General features: G+C 51.4%; 18 protein-coding genes. 13 read left to right on the forward strand and 5 right to left on the reverse strand.

Annotated elements, in window-relative coordinates:
* Positions 1 to 172: 172 nt before the first annotated feature.
* Positions 173 to 2,233 carry a bifunctional tRNA (5-methylaminomethyl-2-thiouridine)(34)-methyltransferase MnmC2/FAD-dependent 5-carboxymethylaminomethyl-2-thiouridine(34) oxidoreductase MnmC1 gene (gene mnmC, locus L4C36_RS20505; RefSeq protein ID WP_428479674.1) on the reverse strand — a complete coding sequence of 687 codons (2,061 nt, stop codon included), beginning with the start codon at positions 2,231 to 2,233 and terminating at the stop codon, positions 173 to 175.
* Between the two features lie 252 nt (positions 2,234 to 2,485).
* On the opposite strand from mnmC, the gene fabB reads away from it, so the two are divergent.
* The 10 genes from fabB (at position 2,486) to purF (ending at position 17,141) form a co-directional block, all read left to right on the forward strand.
* Complete coding sequence (gene fabB, locus L4C36_RS20510; protein WP_428479658.1) at positions 2,486 to 3,700, forward strand: beta-ketoacyl-ACP synthase I; 1,215 nt, start codon at positions 2,486 to 2,488, stop codon at positions 3,698 to 3,700.
* 469 nt (positions 3,701 to 4,169) lie between these two features.
* Positions 4,170 to 5,369, forward strand: coding sequence for a 4-phosphoerythronate dehydrogenase (locus L4C36_RS20515; RefSeq protein WP_428479659.1), 1,200 nt, complete (start codon positions 4,170 to 4,172; stop codon positions 5,367 to 5,369).
* Complete coding sequence (locus L4C36_RS20520; RefSeq protein ID WP_428479660.1) at positions 5,366 to 6,379, forward strand: aspartate-semialdehyde dehydrogenase; 1,014 nt, start codon at positions 5,366 to 5,368, stop codon at positions 6,377 to 6,379. The genes L4C36_RS20515 and L4C36_RS20520 overlap by 4 nt, the downstream gene beginning before the upstream one ends.
* A gap of 240 nt (positions 6,380 to 6,619) precedes the next feature.
* Positions 6,620 to 10,474 carry a FimV/HubP family polar landmark protein gene (locus L4C36_RS20525; protein WP_428479661.1) on the forward strand — a complete coding sequence of 1,285 codons (3,855 nt, stop codon included), beginning with the start codon at positions 6,620 to 6,622 and terminating at the stop codon, positions 10,472 to 10,474.
* A 359-nt stretch (positions 10,475 to 10,833) separates the two neighbouring features.
* Positions 10,834 to 11,619, forward strand: coding sequence for a tRNA pseudouridine(38-40) synthase TruA (gene truA / locus L4C36_RS20530; RefSeq protein ID WP_428479662.1), 786 nt, complete (start codon positions 10,834 to 10,836; stop codon positions 11,617 to 11,619).
* Between the two features lie 267 nt (positions 11,620 to 11,886).
* The gene (accD, locus tag L4C36_RS20535; RefSeq protein WP_428479663.1) at positions 11,887 to 12,816 is read left to right on the forward strand and encodes an acetyl-CoA carboxylase, carboxyltransferase subunit beta; all 930 of its coding nucleotides are present in this window, start codon (positions 11,887 to 11,889) and stop codon (positions 12,814 to 12,816) included.
* A gap of 180 nt (positions 12,817 to 12,996) precedes the next feature.
* Positions 12,997 to 14,277, forward strand: coding sequence for a bifunctional tetrahydrofolate synthase/dihydrofolate synthase (gene folC / locus L4C36_RS20540; protein ID WP_428479664.1), 1,281 nt, complete (start codon positions 12,997 to 12,999; stop codon positions 14,275 to 14,277).
* A gap of 33 nt (positions 14,278 to 14,310) precedes the next feature.
* Entirely contained in the window at positions 14,311 to 14,913 is a 603-nt protein-coding gene (locus L4C36_RS20545) for an SPOR domain-containing protein (RefSeq protein WP_428479665.1), read from the forward strand.
* 64 nt (positions 14,914 to 14,977) lie between these two features.
* Positions 14,978 to 15,469: a colicin V production protein gene (gene cvpA, locus L4C36_RS20550; RefSeq protein WP_428479675.1), complete on the forward strand. Its 492-nt coding sequence runs from the start codon at positions 14,978 to 14,980 to the stop codon at positions 15,467 to 15,469.
* Positions 15,470 to 15,620: 151 nt separating this feature from the next.
* Positions 15,621 to 17,141, forward strand: a complete 1,521-nt coding sequence (gene purF / locus L4C36_RS20555; protein ID WP_428479666.1) for an amidophosphoribosyltransferase — start codon at positions 15,621 to 15,623, stop codon at positions 17,139 to 17,141.
* Positions 17,142 to 17,270: 129 nt separating this feature from the next.
* Here purF and L4C36_RS20560 read toward each other — a convergent pair whose 3' ends face one another.
* Complete coding sequence (locus tag L4C36_RS20560; protein ID WP_428479667.1) at positions 17,271 to 17,870, reverse strand: Yip1 family protein; 600 nt, start codon at positions 17,868 to 17,870, stop codon at positions 17,271 to 17,273.
* Positions 17,871 to 18,198: 328 nt separating this feature from the next.
* On the reverse strand, positions 18,199 to 19,074 hold the full coding sequence (locus L4C36_RS20565) for a LysR family transcriptional regulator (protein WP_428479668.1): 876 nt from the start codon (positions 19,072 to 19,074) through the stop codon (positions 18,199 to 18,201).
* A gap of 365 nt (positions 19,075 to 19,439) precedes the next feature.
* Between L4C36_RS20565 and L4C36_RS20570 the strand changes: the two genes are divergently transcribed.
* Positions 19,440 to 20,480, forward strand: a complete 1,041-nt coding sequence (locus tag L4C36_RS20570; protein ID WP_428479669.1) for a response regulator — start codon at positions 19,440 to 19,442, stop codon at positions 20,478 to 20,480.
* Between the two features lie 378 nt (positions 20,481 to 20,858).
* Here L4C36_RS20570 and L4C36_RS20575 read toward each other — a convergent pair whose 3' ends face one another.
* Positions 20,859 to 22,250, reverse strand: a complete 1,392-nt coding sequence (locus L4C36_RS20575; RefSeq protein ID WP_428479670.1) for a peptide MFS transporter — start codon at positions 22,248 to 22,250, stop codon at positions 20,859 to 20,861.
* Positions 22,251 to 22,688: 438 nt separating this feature from the next.
* Between L4C36_RS20575 and rfaH the strand changes: the two genes are divergently transcribed.
* Together rfaH and galU are read left to right on the forward strand one after the other, a co-directional pair.
* Positions 22,689 to 23,183, forward strand: a complete 495-nt coding sequence (gene rfaH, locus L4C36_RS20580) for a transcription/translation regulatory transformer protein RfaH (RefSeq protein WP_428479671.1) — start codon at positions 22,689 to 22,691, stop codon at positions 23,181 to 23,183.
* Positions 23,184 to 23,313: 130 nt separating this feature from the next.
* Complete coding sequence (gene galU, locus L4C36_RS20585) at positions 23,314 to 24,225, forward strand: UTP--glucose-1-phosphate uridylyltransferase GalU (RefSeq protein ID WP_428479672.1); 912 nt, start codon at positions 23,314 to 23,316, stop codon at positions 24,223 to 24,225.
* Between the two features lie 198 nt (positions 24,226 to 24,423).
* Here galU and folD read toward each other — a convergent pair whose 3' ends face one another.
* Positions 24,424 to 25,284, reverse strand: a complete 861-nt coding sequence (gene folD / locus L4C36_RS20590; protein ID WP_428479673.1) for a bifunctional methylenetetrahydrofolate dehydrogenase/methenyltetrahydrofolate cyclohydrolase FolD — start codon at positions 25,282 to 25,284, stop codon at positions 24,424 to 24,426.
* Positions 25,285 to 25,741 lie beyond the last annotated feature (457 nt).

Here is a 25,741-nt window from a genome sequence, read left to right on the forward strand (position 1 = left end):
GGACCACAGGACCACAGGACCACAGGACCACAGGACCACAGGACCACAGGACCACAGGACCGTTCCCTTTGATTTTGCTCTCACTCGAGCGCAGCGTGACTCGTCCCTAGGTACTCGTACCTGCTTTTCCTGTCCCTGCTTTTCCTCGCCCCTCGACACTCGCAAACTGCTCTTACTGAATTTTCTTCCCCTTCACCAACTTTCTCACCCACATCCGTCCCGGATGCAAGGCTTCCAGTACACTGTTTGGCAACGGTAACGGGTCGCCGCAGATCTGCGAGGCTAACACTTCACCCAATAGCGGGGCTGAACTCAGGCCGCGCGATCCTAAACCGATCATCGCATACAGGTTCGGGTAAACCGGTACCGGTTGGGCGCTGTCTTGGTTGTCTCTCAAATCAGCGTATTGCGCAAGCAGGGCATCGAAGTCACACACGTCACCCACAAACGGTAGGTGATCACGGCTGGCACAGCGTACGCCGACACGGGCGTTATTGGCGGAAAAGTCCAGCGTGGTGGGCCATTCACTCTCAGGTAGACAGTTGATCAGGCGTTGCTGGTTATCCGCATGCTCTTCACTGCTGAAGGTCAAATCGGTACTGCCTCGGCGGTAGCTGGCACCAATGCAATGACTGTCACCTGCAGCGTTTACGGGGGTCAGGTAGCCGTCGTAACACAGTACGGTGTTAAGCTCACTTAACGCTGCATTGGTGGGGATGTGGCTGACTTGGCCACGCACCGAGTAAGCAGGAATGGCTTGAGTCTGTGTCAGCTCAGCAAAACGGTGACCGTTGGCCACGACAACGGTGCCATGTGTGGTTTGCTGTCCGTCTTGGTCGGTTAACTGCCATTGCTGCTCCTGAGACGGAGACAGATCTGGCGATGTGCTTTGTGCTAGCTGTACAATCTCGCACTCGGTACGCACGGTTAAATAACCGGTCGCTTGGGCCTGTTCGAGTAAGGCGCGGGTTAGGGCTTGTGGGCATAACCAACCGCCCAGCGGGTAGTTGACGCTGTCAAAGCCGGTTTCAACGCCAGTAACGGCTGCGGTTTCAGCCACATCCAAGCCGCGGATCAGCGCCTCTGGGAAGCCGCCATTGAGCATGTTACCCAGCTTTTTCGCCGCGTTGTCATCCCATGCCAATTGCGTGACGCCACACCAGTCATGATCAAAGCTGGTCCCCGCTTTTTCATTGTTGGCGGCGGCTTGGTCGACAAACTGACGGGCAAACAAAAACGCCGGGGCAAAGAAACGCGACAAGGCATCGTTGGCACCATTCAGTAACGGGTACACCGCACCTTGACGGTTGCCGGATGCGCCTTCGGCAGGCAAGGCATCGGCACAGTATAACGTCGTGTGAATACCACGGCGTGCGAGTGCCAGTGCGGTGGTCGCAGAGCCCACGCCCCCGCCAATGATCGCCACGGACTCTGTGTGAGACGCCGCGCGGCGGGTGTACCACGGTTTCACATTGCTGCCGTACTGGCGATCAGCAATGTGGCCGGCCAGCATTTCGCGCTTGGTACCAAACCCTTTGACTTTGCTCATGCTAAAGCCTGCGTCAATCAGGCCGCGACGGACAAAACCGGCGGCGGTAAATGTCGCTACGGTACAATCGGTACGGGCCAGTTTCGCCATGCCATCAAACAGGGTTTGGCTCCACATCTCCGGGTTTTTGCTCGGGGCAAAGCCGTCAAGGAACCAGGCATCCACAATGCCGCGCGTATCGGTCCATACTTGAGGCATACAGTCTTTGATATCGCCGAACCATAAATCCAGCGTGATCATGCCATCTTCCAGCACCAAGCGGTGGCAATCCGCCACCGCGGGTGGGTAGTGGGCGTGCAGCTTTTCCGCCACGTCCGCCAGATCGGGCCATGACTGATGCGCTTTGATCAAGTCGTCTTTGGTGACCGGAAACTTCTCAAAGCTGATGAAATGCAATTCTTTGGTGGTGGCGTCTGGATTGGCGGCACGGAACGCCTTGAACCATTGCCACACCGCGAGAAAGTTCAGGCCGGTGCCAAAGCCGGTTTCGGCAATCACAAAGCGGCGGCGATCAAACGTCTCCCAACGGGTGGGCAGGTGGTTTTGGTGTAAAAAGACGTAGCGGGTTTCTTCCAGGCCGTTTGCATTTGAAAAATACACATCGTCGAAATCGTTGGAGACGGGTGTACCTGCTTCATTCCAGTCTAAAACCGCATGGGCAATGCGAGAGACAGAAGAAGGCATGTCAGGGTGTTTTACAGAATCAGGCAAGGGAGCAACCTCATAAGTGGGGGGGAACAACAGAGTGTAACCTTAACGGGTCACATCTTCAGCATTACGGGGTACACAGGCGGACAGGCACTGTGCGCTGCGCAGTAATAATGCACAATTTTAGTGAAATTATGGGCGATTGTACCCGATCAAAAGGAAAGCTGACCACTTTTGACAGCCAAACCCGTTATTATCGTCAGCGTTAAATGACAGTAGGAATTCATCATGAAACGAGCCGTAATCACAGGCATGGGTATTGTATCCAGCATTGGTAATAACGTTAAAGAAGTGCTGGCGTCATTGAAAACGGGTAAATCCGGTATTTCTTACTCTGAACAGTTCGCAGAAATGAAACTGCGCAGCAATGTTTGGGGCGATTTGAAAATGACCCCCTCTGAGCATATTGATCGTAAAAAAATGCGTTTCATGGGTGATGCCGCCGCATTTGCATATTTATCGATGGAGCAGGCTATCGCGGATGCGGGCCTGACCGAAGAACAAGTCTCTAATGACCGTACTGGCCTGGTGGCGGGTTCGGGTGGCGCATCGTCTTACAACCAAGTCGCTGCGGTTGATATTCTGCGCGAAAAAGGCGTGAAGCGTGTGGGCCCTTACATGGTACCGCGTACTATGTCATCCACCGTATCAGCCTGTTTGGCGACCCCGTTTAAAATCCGTGGTGTGAACTACACCATGAGCTCGGCGTGTGCGACTTCTGCACACTGTATCGGTCACGCACTGGAATTGATCCAGCTGGGCAAACAAGATGTGGTGTTTGCTGGTGGCGGTGAAGAGTTGGATTGGTCACTGACCATGATGTTTGATGCGATGGGCGCGTTGTCGACTAAGTACAACGACGATCCAACAAAAGCATCCCGTACTTACGATGCAGACCGTGACGGTTTCGTTATCTCTGGTGGCGGCGGCATGCTGGTGGTTGAAGAGCTGGAACATGCCCTTGCACGTGGTGCGAAGATCTACGGCGAAATCGTTGGCTACGGCGCGACGTCTGACGGCTACGACATGGTCGCCCCATCCGGTGAAGGCGCGGTACGTTGTATGAAGATGGCGATGCAAGATTTGGATGCGCCGATTGATTACATCAACACCCACGGCACATCAACGCCAGTCGGCGATGTAAAAGAGCTAGGCGCGATTCAGGCATTGTTCGGCGAAAACAGCCCTGCCATTTCTGCGACCAAAGCCATGACCGGTCACGCACTGGGCGCGGCGGGCGTACACGAAGCGATTTACTCAACGCTGATGCTAGATAACGGCTTTGTCGCCCCAAGCATCAACATTGATAACCTCGACCCTGCGGCTGAAGGTTTGGACATCGTGACGGAAACGCGCGACGTTGAACTGAAGACCGTGATGTCAAACAGCTTCGGCTTCGGCGGCACCAACGCCACACTGGTTATCAAGAAATACGAAGGATAAGTCTAGTAGCGGTCCTGTGGGAAAGATCGGCCCTAAGGCCCTGAGGTAAAGCAGGCACGAAAGTGTTTGCATCAATGACGGGATTTGACATCCTACCCATAGGACCATAGGACCATAGGACCATAGGACCATAGGACCATAGGACCATAGGACCATAGGACCATAGGCTTATTACTCTCATTCTCCAGGTGTTGGCACTGACGGCGTTCAACCATTCACGGCCTTTTTGCGGAGACTGGATGAGTGGGATGAGCGCCAGTCAGCGCCAAAACAGACGCGACAGGTATCGCCATCATAGTATTTTCTTTTGCGGGATAGATCTGTGATCGCGGTGACTGTTTGATTGCCTGGAACACGCCCGGTAGCGCTATGCTGCCGGGCTTTTTTGTATCCCCCTCGTCCCTGAATGCTTTACAATTCCCCCATCGCGAAACCCACGTGAATCACGTAATGACTTTAGGACCCAGTGATGAAAATCCTCATAGACGAGAATATGCCGTATGCCGAAGCGCTGTTTAGCCAATTAGGCGACGTGATCAGCAAACCAGGCCGTACTTTAACCGCCGACGATTTGGTGGATGTGGATGCTTTGATGATCCGCTCGGTGACGAAAGTGAATGCCAACTTGCTCAGCAAAGCCAATGCGCTGAAATTTGTCGGTACCGCCACGGCGGGGCAGGATCATGTTGATGAGGCGTTGCTGGCAGAAAAAGGCATTACGTTCACCGCTGCGCCGGGGTGTAATAAAGTCGGTGTCGCCGAATATGTGCTGAGCAGCCTGATGGTCTTGGGCCAGCAGCAAGGCTTTTCCGTGTTTGATAAAACCGTCGGTATTATTGGGGCGGGTAACGTGGGCAGTTACTTGGCGCAATGTCTGGATGCGCTAGGGATCCGCTATTTGCTGAATGACCCCATCAAACAAGCCCAAGGGGATACACGTACTTTTCATTCCATTGAGGATATCCAACAGCAGTGCGATGTGATCACCCTGCACACGCCAATCACCCGTGACGGCGACTACCCGACGCACCATTTGGTGGATGCCGCGTTTCTTGGTCAGCTTAAAGCGGGCGCCATTTTGATCAACGCCGCCCGTGGCCCCGTGGTCGATAATCAAGCATTGAAAGTCGCCTTAAACGCGTCGCTGCAGGCCTGTCAACAACACGCCAATGGCATCGATGCAAGACCGCACCTCACCGCCGTGCTGGACGTGTTCGAACACGAGCCACAAGTGGACTTGGCGCTGTTGCCGTTATTGGCCTTTGCCACGCCGCATGTGGCGGGTTACGGGTTGGAAGGCAAAGCGCGTGGCACCACCATGGTCTACAACCGTTTTTGCGAATTTTTGGCGGTCGACAAAGTCGTGGAAGCGGCCAGTTTGTTGCCTATTGCACCTATCCCGCACGTGGTGTTAAGTCAGCCATGGGATGACGCGACCCTCTTTAGTCTGACCCAATTGGTCTACGATGTGCGCCGTGATGACGGCGTGTTCCGCCGTGAAATGGGGCAAACAGAAGAAGGTAGCGTGGAAATGGCCACTGCGTTCGATCGGATGCGGAAAAATTACTGGGATCGACGTGAATATAGTGCGATTACGGTAGCGGGCGAGGCCCATTTTGGGGTAGAGTCGCTGGCTAAATTAGGTTTTACAGTAGAGGAAAGGCCATGAGCCAGGAATATGATATTGCCGTACTTGGCGCAACCGGCGTCGTTGGCGAAGCCATTGTAGAAGTGCTTGAGAATCGCAATTTTCCTGTTCGCAATCTCTATTTGCTTGCGTCTGAGCGCAGTGCGGGCAAAGTCGTGCGCTTTAAAGGCAAAAGTGTACGTGTGACCAATGTTGAAGAATTCGACTGGGATCAGGTACAGCTTGCTATTTTCTCTGCCGGTGCAGAAGCGTCTGATCGCTGGGCACCGATTGCGGCTGAGCAAGGCGTGATCGTGATTGATAACACATCACGCTTCCGTTACGACTACGATGTGCCGTTGGTCGTGCCAGAAGTGAACCCGCACGCGTTGGCTGACTTCCGCAACCGTAACATCATCGCAAACCCAAATTGCTCGACCATTCAGATGATGGTGGCCCTAAAGCCTATCCATGATGCGTACGGTATTGAGCGCATTAATGTCTGCACATACCAGTCTGTATCGGGTTCTGGCAAAGAAGGCGTCGACGAATTAGCGGGCCAAACCGTGAAGTTGTTGAATGGCCTGTCGGCTGAAACCAGCGTGTACGACAAGCAAATCGCGTTTAACTGCTTGCCACACATCGATGAGTTCATGGATAACGGCTACACCAAAGAAGAAATGAAAATGGTGTGGGAAACCCAGAAAATTTTGGGTGACGACACTATCCGTGTGACCCCGACGTGTGTTCGCGTACCGGTGTTCTACGCGCATGCCGAAGCGGTGCATGTGGAAACCAGTCAGCCGGTGAACATCGAAGAAGCGATCAGCCTGCTGGAAAATGCTGAAGGCATCGAAGTGTTCCACGGTAATGCGTACCCAACGCAAGTGGGTGACGCGACCGGTAAAGATCACGTCATGGTTGCGCGTATTCGTGAAGACATCAGCCACCCATGCGGTATTAACATGTGGGTTGTTGCGGATAACGTCCGTAAAGGTGCCGCGACGAACAGCGTGCAGATTGCTGAAAAACTGATCGCTGAATACCTATAAGATCCGCGTTTTTGCGCATGATAGGCCAATCAACAGGGAAAGCTGAGCTTTCCCTGTTTGTTTATCTGCCCGTGAAGAGGCAGCCCATGCGTGCTTCCTCAATACACACTCAAGATCATTGGCAATAGGCCGATATCTATTATTCTAGTATCATGCGCGATAGAAAATCGGTGCACACGGTGTGCGCGAATTTGCGCGATGCATTGATCGCTTTTTTCCTGCCAAAGAGGACTGTAGGCAGTGTCTGACCATTCCAAGATGATGAAACGCCTTTTATTACCGGTACTGATTTCTTCGGCCCTTGCCTTCCCGGCACACGCCAATACCATACGTATCATGGGGCCGACGCCTGATGAACAGCCTGCGCCTTCCCCTTATTCGACCTCTTCGTCTGCGCCGTCGTATACCAGTGCCAACCGTTATGGGCCTACGACCCATCAGGAAACCTTGTGGTCGATAGCATCTCGCTACCGCCCGAATGATCAGATCTCTATTTATCAGGTAATTGGCGCGATTTTCCGTCAGAATCCGCAAGCCTTTGAGCAGAACAATATCCATACCTTGGTGCCGGGTAGCATTCTGACGATCCCGACACTGTCACAGATCCAGCGTGAGAACGTTAACGCGGTGAAGCTGCGTCTGGAAGCCGATAAAGGCAAAGGTCGTGGTGCGATTGCCAAGAAAGCACCGCCAGCGCCTAAAGCGGTGCCAGCACCGGCTCCCAAAGTGGCAGCAACACCAACACCTGTCGTTAAACCAAAGCCTGCCGTTAAAGTAGACAACGCCACACCTGCAGTTAAACCGGCTGAGACATCGGCGGTCGCGAAAGCGGAGCCGACGCTAGCTGAAAGCATGCGTGCGTTGATCCCGGCAAAACCGCAAGCGCTGCAAGATCAGTTGGATGCCTCTGATGAGCAGATGACTAAACTGCTGGAAAGTAACCATTTACTGCGTGTGCGTCTGGCGGAAATGCAGCACGAAGTGGCCGCGTTGAAAAACCAAATCAGCGACGATGAGCAACTGCGCGCGCAGATCAAAGATTTCATTGAACAGCAAAGAGTTTTGCAAGCGGCAAAACCGACCGAGCCGGAAGCGACCCTGTTTGATCGCTTGATTGATAACCCGTGGGCATTGGCCGCGATGGCGCTGATCCCCGGTGGCTTGTTAGCGGGCGCGTTGGCGTACTTCCTGTGGGGCCGTAAGAAAGAAGAGGAAGAGTCGCTGGACGCCCTTGAAGGGCCAAAGGCCGATGATCCGGCGATGATGCCGCCACCCGTCGACGATGAAGTAGTGCCTAACCTGGCCTTGGGCGGTGACGACGACTTGGATGATCTGTTTGGCGAGGATGATCCGTTATTCGCCGAAGATATTGACGATAAAGCCACGATCGATGACGAATTGTTTGAGATGGAAAACGGTTTTGGGCCAAGCAGCATCTCTGTGAAAGGCGATGAGCAAGCTATTGGTCTGGAAGACATGGAGCGAGCATTGGATGAGATTGAGCAAAAAGCCGATCTGAGTTCCGATGAAGCGTTAGCCGCCATGTGGGAAAAATCGCTGCAAGTGGAAGACGATGAAGACAGTTTTGACTTGTCGTTTGATAGCGATGTGATGGATTTGGGTGTACCTGAAAAGGGGCAGGATGCGCCGCAACCTTCGGAGCGTCGCCCCGAGGTAACGCCGGATCAGGAAATGCTGATCAACCAAGAGGATCTGGACTCTTTGTTCGACAGCTTTGTCGCAGAGGATGATCCGAGCAATACCAACACGCAGGCAGACACCGCCGCCGAGATCGCGGCGCGCGCCAATGATGATCTCGCTCAACAAGCGGCGATCGATCAAGCCTTGGCGGATGCAGACATGTTCTCGTTCTCGTCACAGGATGACATTGACGACTTGTTCTCGGCAAACAGTACCTCGCTGCTTGATGAGCTGATGGATGACGACGACGACATGTTGACGTCTGACATTACGCTGGAAGAAGACAGTACGGCATTACTGGATGAGCTGTTGGGCGATCTGGACGAAGACGATGATTTTCCGTCGTCCGACATTGCACTGAGCGAAAACAGCACGGCATTGCTGGATGAGCTGGTGGCAGACATTGAGGATGAAGACGACGATGCGTCGGCGTTGGATTGGCCGTCGATGGATCTGGATGACCCCGAGTTTGAGTCAACATTTGAATCAAAACCTGAATCTGAATTTGAGCCTGAGTTTGAATCAACGTTCGAACCAGAACATGAGTCAGCGCTGAACGATGTGCCGCAAGACACGCCGGTGATGCCTGCTGATTATGACGTTGCCCGTGACATGGCAAATGACGTGTCGAATACTGTAACGAATGAGATTGTGCTGGATGCGGTTTTAGCGGATGACGTCTTAACGAATGAGCCAGTCATTGATCAACCCGCATCGCAGTTTGATGATACTGCTGCGGGGATCGAAGAGGATGAGGAGCTCGAAGAAGTCACTGATGCGATCACAACGGACATGCCAACAGCAGCCCCTCTGGCTGACACGCAGCCTGACGTTGAAGCGCTGACAGAGACGTCGGAAGCAAATACTGTTGATGTTGATATTGAAGCGGAGGAGGCGTTAGAGACGCAGACGCCGGATGATATTGAGAACGCAGCGGCGGCAGAGATCGTGGAAGCGGTTGATGACGAGCAGGCAGAGCTAGCAGCCATGTTAGCGTCTTCTTTTACCGAAGACGATGCCGCCGCGATGGATCCTTCTGTCGGCATGACCGTGGAGCAGTTGCTGGAAAGCTTGGATGTCAATTCGCCGTTGGATCTCAGTGATTACCCCGAGTTCGACGAAGAAGCGGTGATGAATGCCGCTGATGTCGTCTTGGATGATGCGCCAGCGATGACGGTCAGTGCCGACGAAGAGCAAGCGGTCTTTGACAACATCGTTCGTCAGTTGCAGCAAGCTGCAGAAGCGGCCGATTTACCAGCAACGACAGCACCTGTTTCAGATGACAGCGCGGTACGCTTTGCAGAAGCAGAAGCAGAAGCAGAAGCAGAAGCAGAAGCAGAAGCAGAAGCCAAGCCAGAGGCTGTCGATACGATCGAAGATCACACCGATGTTGAATCGCTCAATGATGACAACGTGACTGAGCTTACCTCACCGTTTGCGTTGCACGGTCAGCCACAGGTGGCCTTTGAAACCTATGATGCCGACACCTTGCCGGAGTTCGGGGAAGATGACGCTCTGCAAGCGTCTTTTGATGAGCAGCACGAGCTAGAACAGTACGAGCTGGAGCAAGGGCTTACGCAGACGGTGACGCCTGAATATGCCCCTGATGTCGCCGCTGAATTCGCGATGCCAGCATCCGCATCGGCATTCGCAGACAGTACGACGGATGCAGAACGTGACAGTATGGAAACGGCCGGGTTAGACATGGCGGCCTTGCTGAGTGAGCCGGAGGCGCCTGCGTCACCGAGTGTGGCAATGGATGCCCTGCGTGACGAACCACAACCCGCAGTGACGGCAACGTCTGCTCTCGACACCCTTGCGATCGATCCCCTTGAACGGGACGCGTTAGCGCAAGATGCCCGCTTTGCATCGGCAGCAGAACAGGTGGAAGAGTCGTTAACGGCGGAAGAGGATGCGATTTGGTCCGCGGCGAATACCGAACCTGTGTTGGAAGGGGAAGACTGGACCACACAACCGGACATGCAAACCGCGGATGTGGCGGAGTTTGAGCCTGATCTTACCGACGAACAATGGGAGGATGATTCAGAATCCGTTCTGTTGAACGACGATAAACCCGCACCGACTGCCGCACCGTCTTACATCAGTATTGAAGAATTGATGAAAGAGTTGGATGAGGTACCGGCGATCGAGGGGGATGAAGCGCCATTAAATCTCGAGGTAGGGTTGGATGAATTCCCGGATGTGCTGGCGGGTATTGATGCGTACGATGTTGATAGCCAAGGTGAATACGCCAGCAAGCTGGATTTAGCCAAAGCGTATTTAGAAATGAATGACAGCGAAGGCGCCCGTGATTTGCTGGAAGAAATCGCTCTGCAAGCCGATACCAGCCTACAGCAAGAAGCGAATGCCTTGTTGGGCAAGATGAAGGTGTAAGCAGAAGAGGGACTAGGAACGGGTATCGCTGCGCTCCGAGGAGGAGCAAAAGCAGAAGCGAGTTTCGAGTCTATATGTAGTGGTAGGGGCGAGTAAGAGCGGTCCTGAGGCCCTATGGAAGATCAAAAGCGGATGCGATTGTTTTTCTATAGGGCTTTTTCTTGATACTCATAAACTGGCGACTCGATATTATTGGCTGGATCATAGGACCGCTTTAATCCGCTCTTCTTCGTCCCGCTTTTACCCGGAGCGCAGCGTGACTCGAAACACGCCCCACCTTTTATCTCACCCCGGTATCCCCTATAATCCGTCATCCATTGATCCTTGGCCTTTGGCCTCCAGTAAAAACGAAGTGAATTATGCGAATAGCGTTAGGTATTGAGTACGACGGTACCAAATACTCCGGTTGGCAGCGCCAAAGCCACGCGGATAGCGTGCAACAGCGTTTAGAAAAAGCCCTGAGTAAAATTGCCGCTCACCCTGTCGAAGTGCAGTGTGCCGGGCGTACAGACGCTGGCGTACATGGCACGGGGCAGGTGGTGCATTTTGATACCAACATGAGCCGTAAAATGGTGGCATGGACCATGGGTGCCAATGCGAATCTGCCTAAAGATATCGCCGTGCGTTGGGCAACCGAGGTAAGTGAGGACTTCCATGCGCGTTTCAGCGCAACGGCACGTCGTTACCGTTATATCATCTATAACCATGCGCTTCGTCCGGCTATTCTTGGCAATGGTGTGAGCCATTATCATGGTGATCTGGATGAAAAAGCGATGCATGAGGCCGCCCAGTACTTGTTAGGCGAGCAGGATTTCACCTCGTTCCGTGCAGCGCATTGTCAGTCGCTCAGCCCATGGCGTAACATGATGCACGTGAATGTATCGCGCCAAGGCAACTTTGTGATCATTGATATTAAAGCCAACGCGTTTGTTCACCATATGGTGCGTAATATTACCGGCAGCCTGATTAAAGTGGGTCGTGGGGAAGAAAAACCAGAATGGATTCAGTGGTTGCTTGAGCAGAAAAATCGCAGTTTAGCGGGCGCAACGGCCAAGGCTGAAGGGCTATACTTGGTGGATGTGGATTACCCTGCAGAATTTGGCTTGCCGCGCGCGCCATTGGGGCCGCTATTTTTGCCGGATTAAATATTGACGGATTACGTTTCTGCCAGAAAAAGCGAACTGACTCACGTTGAAACCGCTGTTTGAGTCGGTTTAAGCAGAAGGGGATGGGATTCCCCTTAAATTGGGTCTATAACAACTCATAGTACCAGTTTTTTATCCACAGACTGGCAAGTTTGTGCTTTAATTCCATCTCGAAAAATTAATGAATTTGTAATTCTCTGCTGCTAGTGCCCGAGCATCGCCGTTGCGAGTCGGCGCAGCAGGGAGTGAAAACAGAAAAGGTCATTCATGAGCTGGCTGGAAAAGATCCTTACAAAAAGCAATATTGTCTCCTCCCGCAAGGCGTCAATCCCTGAAGGGGTATGGACCAAATGTACGTCATGCGAACAAGTGCTTTATCACGCCGATCTAGAACGTAACCTGGAAGTTTGCCCGAAATGTGACCACCACATGCGTATGAAAGCGCGTCGCCGTTTGGAAACATTCTTGGATGCCGAAGGTCAGGTTGAGTTGGCGGCGGACTTGGAGCCACAAGATAAGCTGAAGTTCCGTGATTCCAAAAAGTACAAAGATCGTCTGTCTGCGGCGCAAAAAGCCAGCGGTGAAAAAGACGCATTGGTGGTACTGCAAGGGACATTGCTGGAGCAGCCACTGGTTGCGTGTGCCTTTGAATTCTCCTTTATGGGCGGTTCAATGGGCTCTGTGGTCGGTGCCAAGTTTGTGCAAGCCGTGGATGCCGCGATTGAAAACAACTGTGCCTTGGTGTGTTTCTCTGCCAGTGGCGGTGCCCGCATGCAAGAAGCTTTGATGTCGCTGATGCAAATGGCGAAAACCAGTGCGGCGCTTGAGCGTTTATCGGCGAAAGGTCTGCCATTTATCTCGGTACTGACTGATCCAACCATGGGCGGTGTCTCTGCGAGTTTGGCGATGTTGGGCGATATCAACATTGGTGAGCCAAAAGCCTTGATCGGTTTTGCCGGTCAGCGCGTGATTGAGCAAACCGTGCGTGAAAAGCTGCCTGAAGGTTTCCAGCGCAGCGAGTTTTTGCTGGAGCACGGTGCTATCGATATGATTGTTGACCGTCGTGAGATGCGCCAGCGTATCGGCGGCCTGGTCGCGAAAATGACTCATGCGACATCACCGATGGTGGTGTCAGTAGATGGCCCTGCGGCGAATGTTGAGACCCCAAAGGTCGATATTACGAAAGCGCAAGACTGATCGCTGCGTCGCGGTTGCTGCGCGCATGCGTAGATAGCGCCGGATAAAAATACAAACGGGACGGTGGTCCCGTTTGTCGTTTTTGGGTTTTGATCCGCTTTATTCGTGCAAGGCAGTTTGGGTTCGTGCCGTTCAGTGTTAAATTAGACGTCATATTGCATAACTGAAAAATGATAACTCATGTCCGGATTGACAGTACCTCAAGCACATTCCCCTTTAGCCACTTGGCTTTCCTATCTTGAACAATTACACACCAGCGCGATTGATTTAGGGCTTGACCGTGTGCAGGCTGTCGCCACCCAAGCCGGGCTGACGAAGCCTGCAAACCGTGTCATCACTGTCGCGGGTACCAACGGTAAAGGCTCAACCTGTGCCATGCTGGAAGCGATTTTGCTGGAAGCGGGCTACAAAGTGGGTGTGTACAGTTCACCGCATCTGGTTCGATATAACGAGCGTGTACGTGTTAACGGCCAAGAACTGCCTGACAGTGATCATAGCATGGCGTTTGATGCCATTGAGCAGCAGCGTGGCGCAATCAGCCTGAGTTTGTTTGAGTTTGGTACGTTAGCGGCACTGCAGTTGTTCAAACACCATCAAGTGGATGTGGTGGTGCTAGAGGTCGGTTTGGGTGGACGGTTAGACGCCACCAATATTGTTGATCATGATGTGTCGGTGATCACCAGTCTGGCGGTCGACCATGTCGATTGGTTGGGCGATGACATCAATGTGATTGGGTATGAGAAAGCCGGTATCTTCCGTACAGGCAAACCGGCTATCTGTGGTCAACCACAGCCACCGGCGAGCGTGCCTGCGCATGCCGATGACATCGGTGCTGAATTTTATCAGGTGGGTTACCAGTTTGACTATCAGGTTGACGGTGACCGTTGGCAGTGGGTGAGTGGGGCGTTCAAGCTTGATAACCTGCCATTGCCCTCCCTGCCGTTACCCAATGCCGCTACCGCCTTGATGGCGCTGGCTGTCGCGGATTTGGATATCACGGACGAACACATTGCGAACGGGTTGGCGAAAGCCGCGTTACCAGGACGCATGCAAGTGGTTTCGACCGCGCCGCTCGTGATCATGGACGTGGCCCATAATCCCCATTCTGCTGAATACTTTGCTCGCCAACTGGCGCAAATCAAGCAGCGTGAGCACAAGCAGCGCATTCATGCGGTTGTCGCCATGCTACACGATAAAGATATCGCCGCGACGGTCGCGGAAATGCATTCTATCGTTGATGCGTGGTATCCCGCGTCGTTGACCGGCCCGCGTGCGGCGCAAGCCGAAGAGATCATTGCGCACATTTGCACCCACACTGGCGGTGATATTGCCGGTTTTGCGACCCCAACAGACGCCTATGACACAGCGCTGACACAGGCAGGGCCTGAGGATATGGTAATTGTCTTTGGCTCCTTCTACACTGTGGGGCAGATTACCAGTCACATTGAAAGCAAGCAGTGAAAAAGCAATTAAAAACAACCTATAGGAGTGATTGTGGCGAGTAAATTTCAGAGTCGCTTGGTCGGGACCATTATTTTGGTCGCCATTGGGGTGATTTTTCTCCCCGATTTGTTTGATGGTCAAAAGCAGCATTATCAAGAGCAGTTTGCCAGCATTCCGCTTGAGCCAGAATCTGCCGATGAGGTGGAATACGAACGTATTCCTGCACCGGCGTTTGCCGAGGTGGATTTACCGCCAGAGCCGGTGACGGTCGTGATTGATCACGAGACGCCGGATGAGAGCGCGTTTGTGCCTGATGATGGCGCCGCATTCGATACGCAATCAGCGGTCGAGCACGTGGTCGCCGTGGCCCCACAACCTGTCGCCCCGCCGAAAGCCGGTAATAAAGACAGCGGGTGGGTCGTGCAGCTGGGGGTATTCCGCAATGCGGACAACGCCCATCAGTTAGTGGCGAGCCTGCGAGAGAAAGGGTATCAGGCCCATGTGTTCCCTAAACAGCCTAAAGAAGGAGAATTGGCAAGAGTGGTGGTCGGTCCGGATGTATCAAAAGACACGCTCACAGCAAAACTGAAAGAATTACAAAAAATCACCGGATTAAAAGGCCGATTGGTCAGATTTAATCCACTAAACCCCTAGGTAAACGTTTGCGTTCTCATTTTTTCTGTTAGAATACGCACCAACAAGACGAATACAATAAATGATGATCTGGATTGATTACGTAATTTTAGGCGTAATTGGCTTCTCGGCACTGGTCAGTTTGATCAGGGGATTTGTGAAAGAAGCCTTGTCTCTCGTGATTTGGTTTGCAGCCTTTTTTATCGCCAGTAATTTTTATACCCAACTGGCGGCCCATTTCGCGAACATTCAGGATGAAATGCTGCGAAATGGCAGTGCGATTGCCGCGCTGTTTATTGCGACATTGATTGTCGGGGCAGTGGTGAACTATGTGATTGGCCAATTGGTCCAAAAAACCGGTTTGTCGGGCACCGACAGAGTACTTGGCGTGGTGTTTGGTGGCGTGCGCGGTGTCTTAATTGTCGCTGCGTTACTGTTCTTCATGGACGCATTTACTGGGTTATCTCAGTCTGACTGGTGGAAGGAATCAGAGTTGATCCCACAGTTTGGCGTTGTGATTGAATGGTTTTTCACATACCTAAAAGACACATCAAGCTTTTTACCGCGCGCGTTGTAGCAGCGAGCGGTTGTAGTAAAGGCGCTGCGCGGCACGGTGATACCACCGGCGTTTGGCGCCATGGAAAGCGTTGACAGCGAGGATCGGGCGTAGCCTGACACTCGCTGACTTTTAATTAAGCGACTATTAAAGCGTGACGAGGATTTAGGACATGTGTGGTATTGTCGGAATCGTGGGTTCAACCCCGGTGAACCAGTCTATCTATGATGCATTGACCGTGTTGCAGCACCGCGGCCAAGATGCAGCGGGTATTGTTACCTTAGAAAGCAATCGTTTCCGTCTGCGTAAGGCCAATGGGTTGGTGCGGGATGTGTTTGAAGCGAAACACATGCAGCGTCTGCAAGGGAATGTGGGGATAGGTCATGTGCGTTATCCTACTGCGGGCAGCTCCAGTGCCTCAGAAGCCCAGCCGTTCTATGTGAACTCACCGTATGGGATTTCATTGGCACACAATGGTAACTTAACCAATGCGGAAGCCATCAAAGAAACATTGTTTGAAAAAGCCCGCCGTCATGTCAATACCACCTCCGATTCTGAACTCCTCCTTAATGTACTCGCCAATCAATTAGATAAGGCCAAAACCTACCCGATCATGCCGGAAGAAATCTTCCATGCCGTAGCAGAAGTGCACCGTATGGTGTCTGGCGCCTACGCGGTGGTGGCGATGGTGATTGGTCACGGTATGATTGCATTCCGCGATCCAAAAGGGATCCGTCCACTGTGCTTGGGTAAGCGTGAAGTGGAAGGGCAACAAACCGAATACATGGTGGCGTCAGAGTCGGTTGCATTAGATGCGGTGGGTTTTGATTTCATGCGCGACGTGGCACCGGGTGAAGCGGTATACGTCACGTTTGATGGCCAGTTGTTTACACAGCAGTGTGCGGACAATCCTGCGTTAAACCCGTGCTTGTTTGAATTTGTCTACTTTGCCCGTCCGGATTCGTTTATCGACAAAGTGTCGGTCTACGCGGCGCGAGTGTGCATGGGGCAAAAGCTGGGTGAAAAAATCAAGCGTGAGTGGGCGGATTTGGATATCGACGTGGTGATCCCGATCCCGGAAACGTCATGTGACAGCGCATTAGAAATTGCCCGTACGTTGGATAAACCGTATCGCCAAGGGTTTGTAAAAAACCGCTATGTTGGCCGTACCTTTATCATGCCGGGTCAGCAAATGCGCCGTAAATCGGTACGCCGTAAGCTGAATGCGATTCGTTCGGAGTTTAAAGACAAGAGCGTTTTGCTGGTGGATGACTCCATTGTACGTGGTACCACGTCAGAGCAGATCATTGAGATGGCACGTGAAGCTGGTGCGCGCAAAGTGTATTTGGCTTCTGCGGCGCCGGAAGTGCGCTTCCCGAACGTGTACGGCATTGATATGCCATCGGCCAATGAGTTGATTGCACACGGTCGTGAAGTGGATGAAATTTGTACCATGATTGGCGCTGACGGCCTGATTTTCCAAGACTTACCTGACCTTGTTACGGCGGTTGCAGAAAACAACCCGGATATTCAGCAGTTTGAAACCTCTGTGTTCAGCGGCACGTATGTCACGGCAGACATCGATCAAGATTACTTGGATTACTTGGAATCGTTGCGCAGCGAAGACTCGAAAACGCAACGAGAAATCCAACAAGATCTTGCCAATCTTGAACTGCATAACGAAGGCATGTAACTGCCCCGCAATGTTCCCCTTTGCGTGATGTGGTGTTATGGAAAAGCGAGAGCCTGTGCTCTCGCTTTTTTTATGCCTCTGTATTTCAGGGAAACGTTGTCGGCTTAAGCATACTGCGAATGAATGCGGCTAATGAATAAAGACGGGTCCCACACCGAGGTTCCACAAAATCACAGAGCCAGCAATGATAGCCACAAGCAACACCAAGCCCCCCGTCACGATAGAGCTGGCATAAATGAAGCCGCGCTCTTCTGGTATGTGCATCAGAATGGGCACGCCGGTGTACAGCAAGTAGACCGAGTAGGCGACGCCCACTAAACCCACCAACATTAAAAACCACACTTGTGGGTAAAGCGCGGCCATGCTTGCCATAAATAACGGTGTGGCCGTGTACGCGGCAAGCTCCAGCGCTTGTGTGTAAGTGGGGGCGGAACCAAAGGTGTGGCTCATCCAGTAGGTGAGGTACGCCAAGGCAAAGACGCCGCCGATCAAGGCGATGTACATCGCGATAGACATGGTAAAGGCGCTGGACGCGGTGAGAAAAATAGGCTCGCCGACACCAATTCGCCAGCCAATGAACACGCTGGAGAGAAAAGCAAAGGCAGGTGGAAAGAGGGCGATCACTACAATGTGGCTCAAACTGCTTTGTATGCCTTCATGATCCTTGTCAATGGTGCGCCACTCTTGTTTTGGATGGGCATAGAGCCCGAATAGGTGTCCCAAAATCATAGGTTATCCTCAATAAGTCTTCCTATTAACGTGTAGTCGGGGTTGATAGGGTTCGCAAGGTGAGGTGTATCTCACTGAATGACATAACCCGCTGTGTGACACCATTTTTCAGTGAAAATGCGGGTAGGGCGTGTCTAAAGGGGGCAAGTGTGGTCGTCTAGGTGATAAATGGGAGGGGAAAGTAAAATAAAAAGGAAACGAAGAAAGCCGATAAATCAGCAAAAGCGTGGTAGGTAGAAAGGGGGATTGGCAGGAGGAGAAGCCTACCATCCATCATGAGCAAAAGGAACAAACACGATGAATGGCGGACGGGGCGAACGCGGGGTCATTACAGCTTGAAGTAATCACTCGCAAATTCGATGAACAGGCGTAACTTTTCGGGTTGGTAGTCACGGTGGTTATACATCAGGTACACATCACGCTCATTGGATGACCAGTTTTCCATGATACGGATTAGTTTACCTGACTGAATGTAGTCTTTGAGCATGACATCGGGCATCAGTGTCACCCCTAAACCCGCCATACAGGCTTTGCGCACCACATTGAGTTCATTGGCTTCAAAACGGCCGCGGTCGCTGACCGTGATCGTTTCACCATTGTCATCCGTCAAACGCCAACGCAGCAGCGGTTTGCCTTTCAGCAGCGGATGATGGTGCAGATCTTGTGCGTGTTTTGGCTCTGGATTGTGCTTCAAATACTCAGGGCTAACGACCAAAATATCTTTTACCGCATTGATTTTTCTTGCAATCAGTGTGGAGTCTCGTTGTGGCCCAATACGGAAAATGATATCCCAATCCGTTGGATCCAGTAACTCCGGATCGTTACTCATCGATAACTCGATGTTAATCGCAGGGTGCTGTTGCATGAAGGTATTCAGCAAGGGTTGCAGCATAACTTTTGTCAGGTTAGAAGGGGCGGCAATCTTGAGTTTCCCCGCCGCGCCTTTGCACTCTTCACTGATGTGCTCAGCGGTATCGACCAAACGTTGAAGCAACGGGCTACAGTCATCATAGAATTTTTGGCCAGCTTCTGTCAGTGACAGCTTTCTGGCATGACGGTTCAACAGGCGGATGTTCAGGCACTCTTCGAGTGCTTGGATCCGTCGAGTGAGGGTAGCCACGGGCACTTGGGTTTTGCGGGAAGCTGCGGTATAGCTGCCATTTTCCACAACCATGCGGAACAAATTCAAATCGTCAAGTTTCATAACTCTACATCGCTGAAAACTTATAATTGAGAATTGTATAACAAAATGTGTCAAAAGATGTCGTTATCATGATAAGTTTTGCTATAAATCAAGATATCGTCACCTTCTTTTATCATCACTTGCCTTAGTGTTTGAAATTATTAATTTTTGAGCACCTTAACAAAATTCAATTAATTCTGCTTTCCTGCCGTATTTTGCCTGACGTGTCAGCGATTCCTGCCTATGCTTTTGATACGTTAGTAAACGATTTGCTGGCAAGGCGCCTGTAAACCAACCATGAACACATCAATCATCAATCATCAAATATCAACATACACAGCCACAGCGTGCGTATGCTAAGCGGTAAAGGGGCAAGGGAGTCCGGTTTGCTTGAAAATAAAGACATCTTGATTGTCGAAGATGACCCCGTATTCAGAACCATGCTGACTGGCTTTTTAAACAGCCAAGGTTGCCATGTGCGTGAAGCTGAAGACGGTCTGCAAGGGTTACAAGCACTGCGGGACGGGATCCCAGATGTGTTGTTGTGCGATCTTGCTATGCCGATCCTCACCGGAATGGAATTTGTCGAAGAAGTGTCTGTGCAATACCCGATGCTCCCCATCATCGTGATTTCCGGTACCGGTAATATGGGCGATGTGGCTAATGCGCTGCGTCATGGGGTGAAGGATTTTTTGATCAAGCCGCTTGATAACATCATGGTGCTGAAATCGGCGCTATTATCTGTGCTCAAAAGCCAAGATTGTGTCGCGAGCCACGGGGATTTCTCTAGCCAATGGATCAGTGTTGATGATGAAACAGTGATTGACGAAGAGTTGGAATGGCACATTGAAGAATTGAAGGCCAACCCAGAGGCCGCGCGTGAATTGTTGATGGGACTGATGCCACCCACTGAATCACACTTGGGGAATTGGCAACTCAGTTACTGTGTACTGCAGTCGGCAGATGTCTCGCCGGTGCTGCTGGATTACACGTGGCAGATGAATGGGCGATTGGCCTTTTATATGGTGGATTCCGCCTCTGGCGGTGACAATAGCACCGCGACCACGTTACTGATCCGGGCTTTTTTCAATGACTACCTGCGCACGCGAATGGCCGAGCAACACAGCTTATCGGGCTTAATTCGGGTAATTGAGAAAGGGATGCGTCATTCCGGTTATGCGACATCGTTACGCGCGGTGTTTGGGGTGTTTGATGCGACCGATCGCAGTGTCACCATTACGTCGGCGGGGTTGCCAGCACGGCTGCAAACTAGCGATGGCACTCAACGCATTAACAGCCAAGCGTGGCTGGGTGACAATGCCAGTCGTAATGAGAGCGTGAAGTTGTCGTTATCCGCCTCTGGCGGCCGTTTGTCGCTGTGTGAAATTGGTGCTGCCAGTTTCAGTTTGACGTTTAAAAGAGTTTAAGTGCGGGAAGAGCAGGGACGAGTAAAAGCGGGTTGAGAAGAGCGGCCCTATGGCCCTGAGGCCCTATGGAAAAAGCAGGAGCGAAAGCGCTTGCATCCATAAAGGGATCTAAAATCCTGCCTGCAGGACCACAGGACCACAGGACCACAGGACCACAGGACCACAGGACCACAGGACCACAGGACCACAGGACCACAGGACCACAGGACCCTTTTTTGTTTTCTGCTCTTACTCGCTTCTCGAAGCGCAGCGTGCCCCGTCCCTCGCCCCTGTTTTTCTCGCTTTTCCTCGTCCCTTAAGACTCGACACTCGTACCTTGATATATACAAAAACGGAGAGCCTAGGCTCTCCGTTTTCTCATTCATGTCGAATGTCTCATTACGCTTCAACAGGTTGAGCGTTGATGTCTTCTTTTTTCGCCACTCGGCCTTCTGCGCCGTGCATCCAGCTAACAAGCTTGTTTGCGCACAGTAGCAGGATAAGACCAGATAGAGTCGCTGCAATCGCGATACCGCCGAAGATAGCCATTGGGCCAGATTCACCTACGTGCGCACCAATGATGCCAGCCACGTAGTTAGCGATAGCGTTGAAGCCGAACCACGCACCCATCATCAACGATGCAAGGCGTAGTGGCGCCAGTTTCGTTACCAATGATAGGCCAATCGGTGACAAGCAAAGCTCACCCAGTGTGTGGAAGAAGTATGCACCGACCAACCACATCATAGAGGTTTTCACGGTGATATCACCACCTTGCTGCAAGGTTGCACCCACCATGCACAGGAAGCCTGCGGCAAGGAAGAAAAGACCCATCGCAAATTTCACCGGTGAATTCGGTTCTTTCGGCCCCATTTTCACCCAAAGCGCAGCAATCAGCGGTGCCATGGTGATCACAAAGAACGGGTTCAGTGACTGGAACCATGCCGCAGGCACTTCAAAGCTACCTAGCATACGGTCAGTGTACTGTTGTGAGTAAATATTCATTAGGCCGCCCGCTTGTTCAAAGCCCGCCCAGAAAATCACCACGAATAGACCCATTAGCATGATCACTTTCAGGCGATCGCGCTCAATTTTTGTCAGTGGCTCTTGTTTACCTGATGCGTTCATCGCTGCTGCGCGTTTCGCCGCAGGGACTTTACCGATATCACCCAATAGGCGCTCAGCGTAGATAAGCTGCGTAACCAGGCTGATCAGCATACCAATACCAGCAGTCAGGAAACCGGCTTTCCAACCGTATACTGCAGACGCTGTACCCGCAATGATACCGGCCAATAGTGAACCCAGATTGATGCCCATATAGAAAATGGTAAAGGCACCGTCACGGCGGTGATCACCTTCGTGATACAAATCACCCACCATGGTTGAAATGTTTGGTTTAAAGAGGCCGTTACCGATGATCAATAGTGCCAGACCACCATAGAAGGCTGTCACGGCGTGCGGGTCAATCATGCTGTGTGGTAATGCAAGGGTGAACTGACCCAGCGCCATCAAAATACCACCAATGATGATCGAGCGGCGTTGACCTAAGAAGTTATCAGCAATCCAACCACCAATAAGAGGGGTAATATAAACAAGTCCAGTGTAGATGCCGTAAAGGTTCAATGCGTCTTGCGTTGTCCAGCCAAGGCCGCCGTTAATCGTTTTATCCGTGAGGTATAAAACAAGAATCGCGCGCATCGCATAGTAAGAGAAGCGTTCCCACAGTTCGGTTCCAAACAGTAAGAACAAACCTTTCGGGTGGCCTAATAAAGTACCACTTTTTAGATTGCTCATAATTATTCTCTGTATTTAATAGGTATTGTGTTTGCTTGTGTGGGCTCTTTTATAAAGGACAAATTATTAAACTGCAAATCGCTACATTTCCGAAACAAAAAAGGAACAATGCAAGTCGTTGAACAATAAGCTATTGTTCAATAAGCATGCAAAAGTGAAATGTCAGTTTTACTTACTGATACCTCGGTCTAATATTTTAAACTCGCCTTTTTTTGAATGTAAATACTGATTTGGTGTATTTATGTGGTGTTATCATCTGCTGGTGGCGATTTGTCATACTTGTTACATCTCTGCGAGCAGAAAGGAAGTGCAGGGGAAGTGTTACCGGTATTATGAATAACAATCATTTAGTGATTAATTAGTCGATTTGCACGGCAACATCTGATTTGTTTTTCTGTATAATTACAGTGAGATAATTGATAAACAGGCGAGGCGGTGATGAAAGATTGGTATTTATTATATTGTAAGCGCAGTGAGCAAGAGCGCGCAGTGATCAATCTGGACCGTCAAGGTGTTGAATGCTACTACCCGCAGGTCACGATTGAGAAAATCGTCCGGGGAAAGCGTACGCAAGTGTTTGAACCGCTTTTTCCGGGCTATATGTTTGTGTACTTTGATCCGGAAGCGATCAGCTATACCACGGTCCGATCAACCCGTGGTGTCGCTGACTTTATTCGTCAAGGGGCGCGACCACAAACGGTAGGGCCTGAATTGATTTATGGGTTAATGATGAATGAAGATTCCGAAGAGCAGCAAGCAAAGCTGTCGGATTTACCCCAACCAGGTGAAACCTTGCAGTTAACGCAAGGGCAATTCAAAGGGATAGAGGCAATTTATCAAGAACCTGATGGCGAGAAACGTTCCTTTATGCTGATTAACTTGTTGGGCAAACCGGTGAAAGTGAGCGTGCAAAATGAAGATCTCATGAAATAAGCAGTGAGAGACTCGCCGGTATCGCCCCGATATTTGTAAGATGGGGCGAGGTGCGCAGCACCGAAGGAACTTGGGTATCATTCGCTGAATTTGGTATAGTTAGCCCGATAATTTATAAATGGAACGCATAATGTCTATTACTTCTCCTGTGCGCAAAGCAGTGATCCCTGTTGCCGGTCTTGGCACGCGTATGCTGCCAGCGACAAAAGCCATTCCTAAAGAAATGTTGCCTATTGTTGATAAGCCATTGATTCAGTATGTGGTGAATGAATGTGTGGCGGCCGGTATTAAAGAGATTGTGCTGGTGACACACTCATCAAAGAACTCTATTGAGAATCACTTTGATACCTCTTTTGAATTGGAAGCGACGCTAGAGCGACGCGTTAAACGCCAGTTGTTGGATGAAGTGCAGAAGATCTGTCCGAAAGACGTGACGATCATGCATGTGCGTCAAGGCCAAGCGAAAGGATTGGGGCATGCAATTTTATGTGCACATCCCTTGGTGGGTGATGAGCCGTTTGCAGTTGTGTTGCCGGATGTGATTTTAGACGATGTCGCCAGTGACTTACGCCGTGAGAACATGGCTGCGATGGTCGCGGCATTTAATGAAACCCAGATCAGCCAAGTGATGGTTGAGCCTGTGCCGATGGCTGAGGTGTCGAACTACGGTGTGGCGGATATCGGCGGCGAAAGCTTGTTGCCAGGCGGTTCTACGGCAATGACGAAAGTGGTTGAAAAGCCAGCGCGTGAAGAAGCACCGTCTAATTTGGCGATTGTGGGCCGTTATGTTCTGCCGGCGGATATTTGGGCGTTACTGGCGCGTACCCCAATGGGTGCTGGTGATGAAATTCAGCTGACCGATGCGATTGACATGCTGATGAAAGAACAACAAGTGAATGCATTTCACATGTCGGGCAAAAGTCACGACTGCGGCAGTAAACTGGGTTACATGCAAGCGTTTGTCGAGTACGGCATGCGTCACCCAGAATTCGGTGATGCCTTTACCGCGTTTCTGAAAGAGACAGTGAAGCAGGAGAAATAAGCGACGAGACTCGAGGCTACGCAAGCTTTAGAGATGCGCGTGTTGCTTCGGGAGCTCTCTCGAATGTCACTTATTTATGCTTAGCGAATAAAAAAGCGAAAGGGCTCGTCCTTTCGCTTTTTTGATCTCATTCTACTCGAAACTCGAAACTCGAAACTCGAAACTCGAAACTCGAAACTCGAAACTCGAAACTCGAACCTAGTTACCCGAGTGATACTGCTCGCAAGCAAGTAGGGTGTTTTCGATCAGTGATGCCACGGTCATCGGGCCGACGCCACCGGGGACAGGGGTAATGTAGGCGGCTTTTTGGCAGGCGACATCGTATTCAACATCGCCCACTAACTGACCATTCTCCAGACGGTTAATACCGACATCAATAATGGTGGCACCCGGCTTGATCCACGCGCCCGGAATAAAGTTCGGTTTCCCTACGGCAACCACCACGATATCGGCTTGTCGAACATGGTTTTCTAAATCATGCGTAAAGCGATGACACGTCGTCGTGGTCGCCCCCGCCAGTAAGAGTTCTAACGTCATGGGACGGCCAACAATGTTAGAGGCTCCTACTACAACGGCATGCTTACCGCGAACGGCAATGTTGTATCGCTCCATCAATGTCATGATGCCCTTAGGGGTGCAGGAGCGTAATTTGGGGATACGTTGGCACAGGCGACCGACATTGTAAGGGTGAAAACCATCCACGTCTTTTTCTGGATCAATCCGTTCAAGTACCTTGGTGGTATCAATACCCGCAGGGAGGGGGAGTTGCACTAAGATGCCGTCGATGGTGTCATCCTGATTGAGTTCGTCAATCAGTGCTAACAATTCGGTATCTGTGGCGGTTGAGGGTAAATCAAAAGACTTAGAAAGGAAGCCAACTTCGTCACAGGCTTTTCGTTTACTGCCGACATAGATTTGTGATGCGGGATCGTGTCCAACTAAAACAACCGCGAGTCCAGGGGCGCGTAGTCCCGCCTCAATTCGCGCTTTAACCCGCGCAGTCACTTCTTGGCGCACCGTTTGAGAGATAAGTTTTCCATCAATTATTTGAGCAGTCATGGTCTTCCTTTCGATGATGAATGAACGGAGCCCTATCTGTCGCGTCTTCAGCAATAACGCTTTGGGGGACGTAATAGGCGAGGTGTGTTACGTGAACGTCACCGTCTTCAGCGGCTTTATGAATGAATGTTGAGTATTTGTAATGCATTGTCGCAAAAAAAAGGGACTAACGCCATACGCAAACGTTTGCTATTTTGTTAATTGATAGGGGCGAGGAAGAGCTGGGACGAGTGTCGAGTGATGCTGCGCGCCGAGTAACGAGTAAAAGCGGGTTGAGAAGAACGGCCCTATGGCCCTGAGGTTCTATGGAAAGGTGAGCAGGAACGCGGGACGAGTCTAAAGGGGCGAGTAAGAGCGAAAGCGCTTGCATCCATAAAGGGATCTGAAATTCTGCCTGCAGGACCACAGGACCACAGGACCACAGGACCACAGGACCACAGGACCACAGGACCACAGG

This window comes from Photobacterium japonica (assembly GCF_050337005.1).
In the GTDB taxonomy this organism is placed as follows: domain Bacteria; phylum Pseudomonadota; class Gammaproteobacteria; order Enterobacterales; family Vibrionaceae; genus Photobacterium; species Photobacterium japonica.

Coding starts and splice junctions, on each gene's coding strand:
- mnmC (WP_428479674.1), bottom strand. CDS start 2,233: ATGCCTTCTTCTGTCTCTCGCATTGCCCATGCGGTTTTAGACTGGAAT.
- fabB (WP_428479658.1), top strand. CDS start 2,486: ATGAAACGAGCCGTAATCACAGGCATGGGTATTGTATCCAGCATTGGT.
- L4C36_RS20515 (WP_428479659.1), top strand. CDS start 4,170: ATGAAAATCCTCATAGACGAGAATATGCCGTATGCCGAAGCGCTGTTT.
- L4C36_RS20520 (WP_428479660.1), top strand. CDS start 5,366: ATGAGCCAGGAATATGATATTGCCGTACTTGGCGCAACCGGCGTCGTT.
- truA (WP_428479662.1), top strand. CDS start 10,834: ATGCGAATAGCGTTAGGTATTGAGTACGACGGTACCAAATACTCCGGT.
- accD (WP_428479663.1), top strand. CDS start 11,887: ATGAGCTGGCTGGAAAAGATCCTTACAAAAAGCAATATTGTCTCCTCC.
- folC (WP_428479664.1), top strand. CDS start 12,997: ATGTCCGGATTGACAGTACCTCAAGCACATTCCCCTTTAGCCACTTGG.
- cvpA (WP_428479675.1), top strand. CDS start 14,978: ATGATCTGGATTGATTACGTAATTTTAGGCGTAATTGGCTTCTCGGCA.
- purF (WP_428479666.1), top strand. CDS start 15,621: ATGTGTGGTATTGTCGGAATCGTGGGTTCAACCCCGGTGAACCAGTCT.
- L4C36_RS20560 (WP_428479667.1), bottom strand. CDS start 17,870: ATGATTTTGGGACACCTATTCGGGCTCTATGCCCATCCAAAACAAGAG.
- L4C36_RS20565 (WP_428479668.1), bottom strand. CDS start 19,074: ATGAAACTTGACGATTTGAATTTGTTCCGCATGGTTGTGGAAAATGGC.
- L4C36_RS20575 (WP_428479670.1), bottom strand. CDS start 22,250: ATGAGCAATCTAAAAAGTGGTACTTTATTAGGCCACCCGAAAGGTTTG.
- rfaH (WP_428479671.1), top strand. CDS start 22,689: ATGAAAGATTGGTATTTATTATATTGTAAGCGCAGTGAGCAAGAGCGC.
- galU (WP_428479672.1), top strand. CDS start 23,314: ATGTCTATTACTTCTCCTGTGCGCAAAGCAGTGATCCCTGTTGCCGGT.
- folD (WP_428479673.1), bottom strand. CDS start 25,284: ATGACTGCTCAAATAATTGATGGAAAACTTATCTCTCAAACGGTGCGC.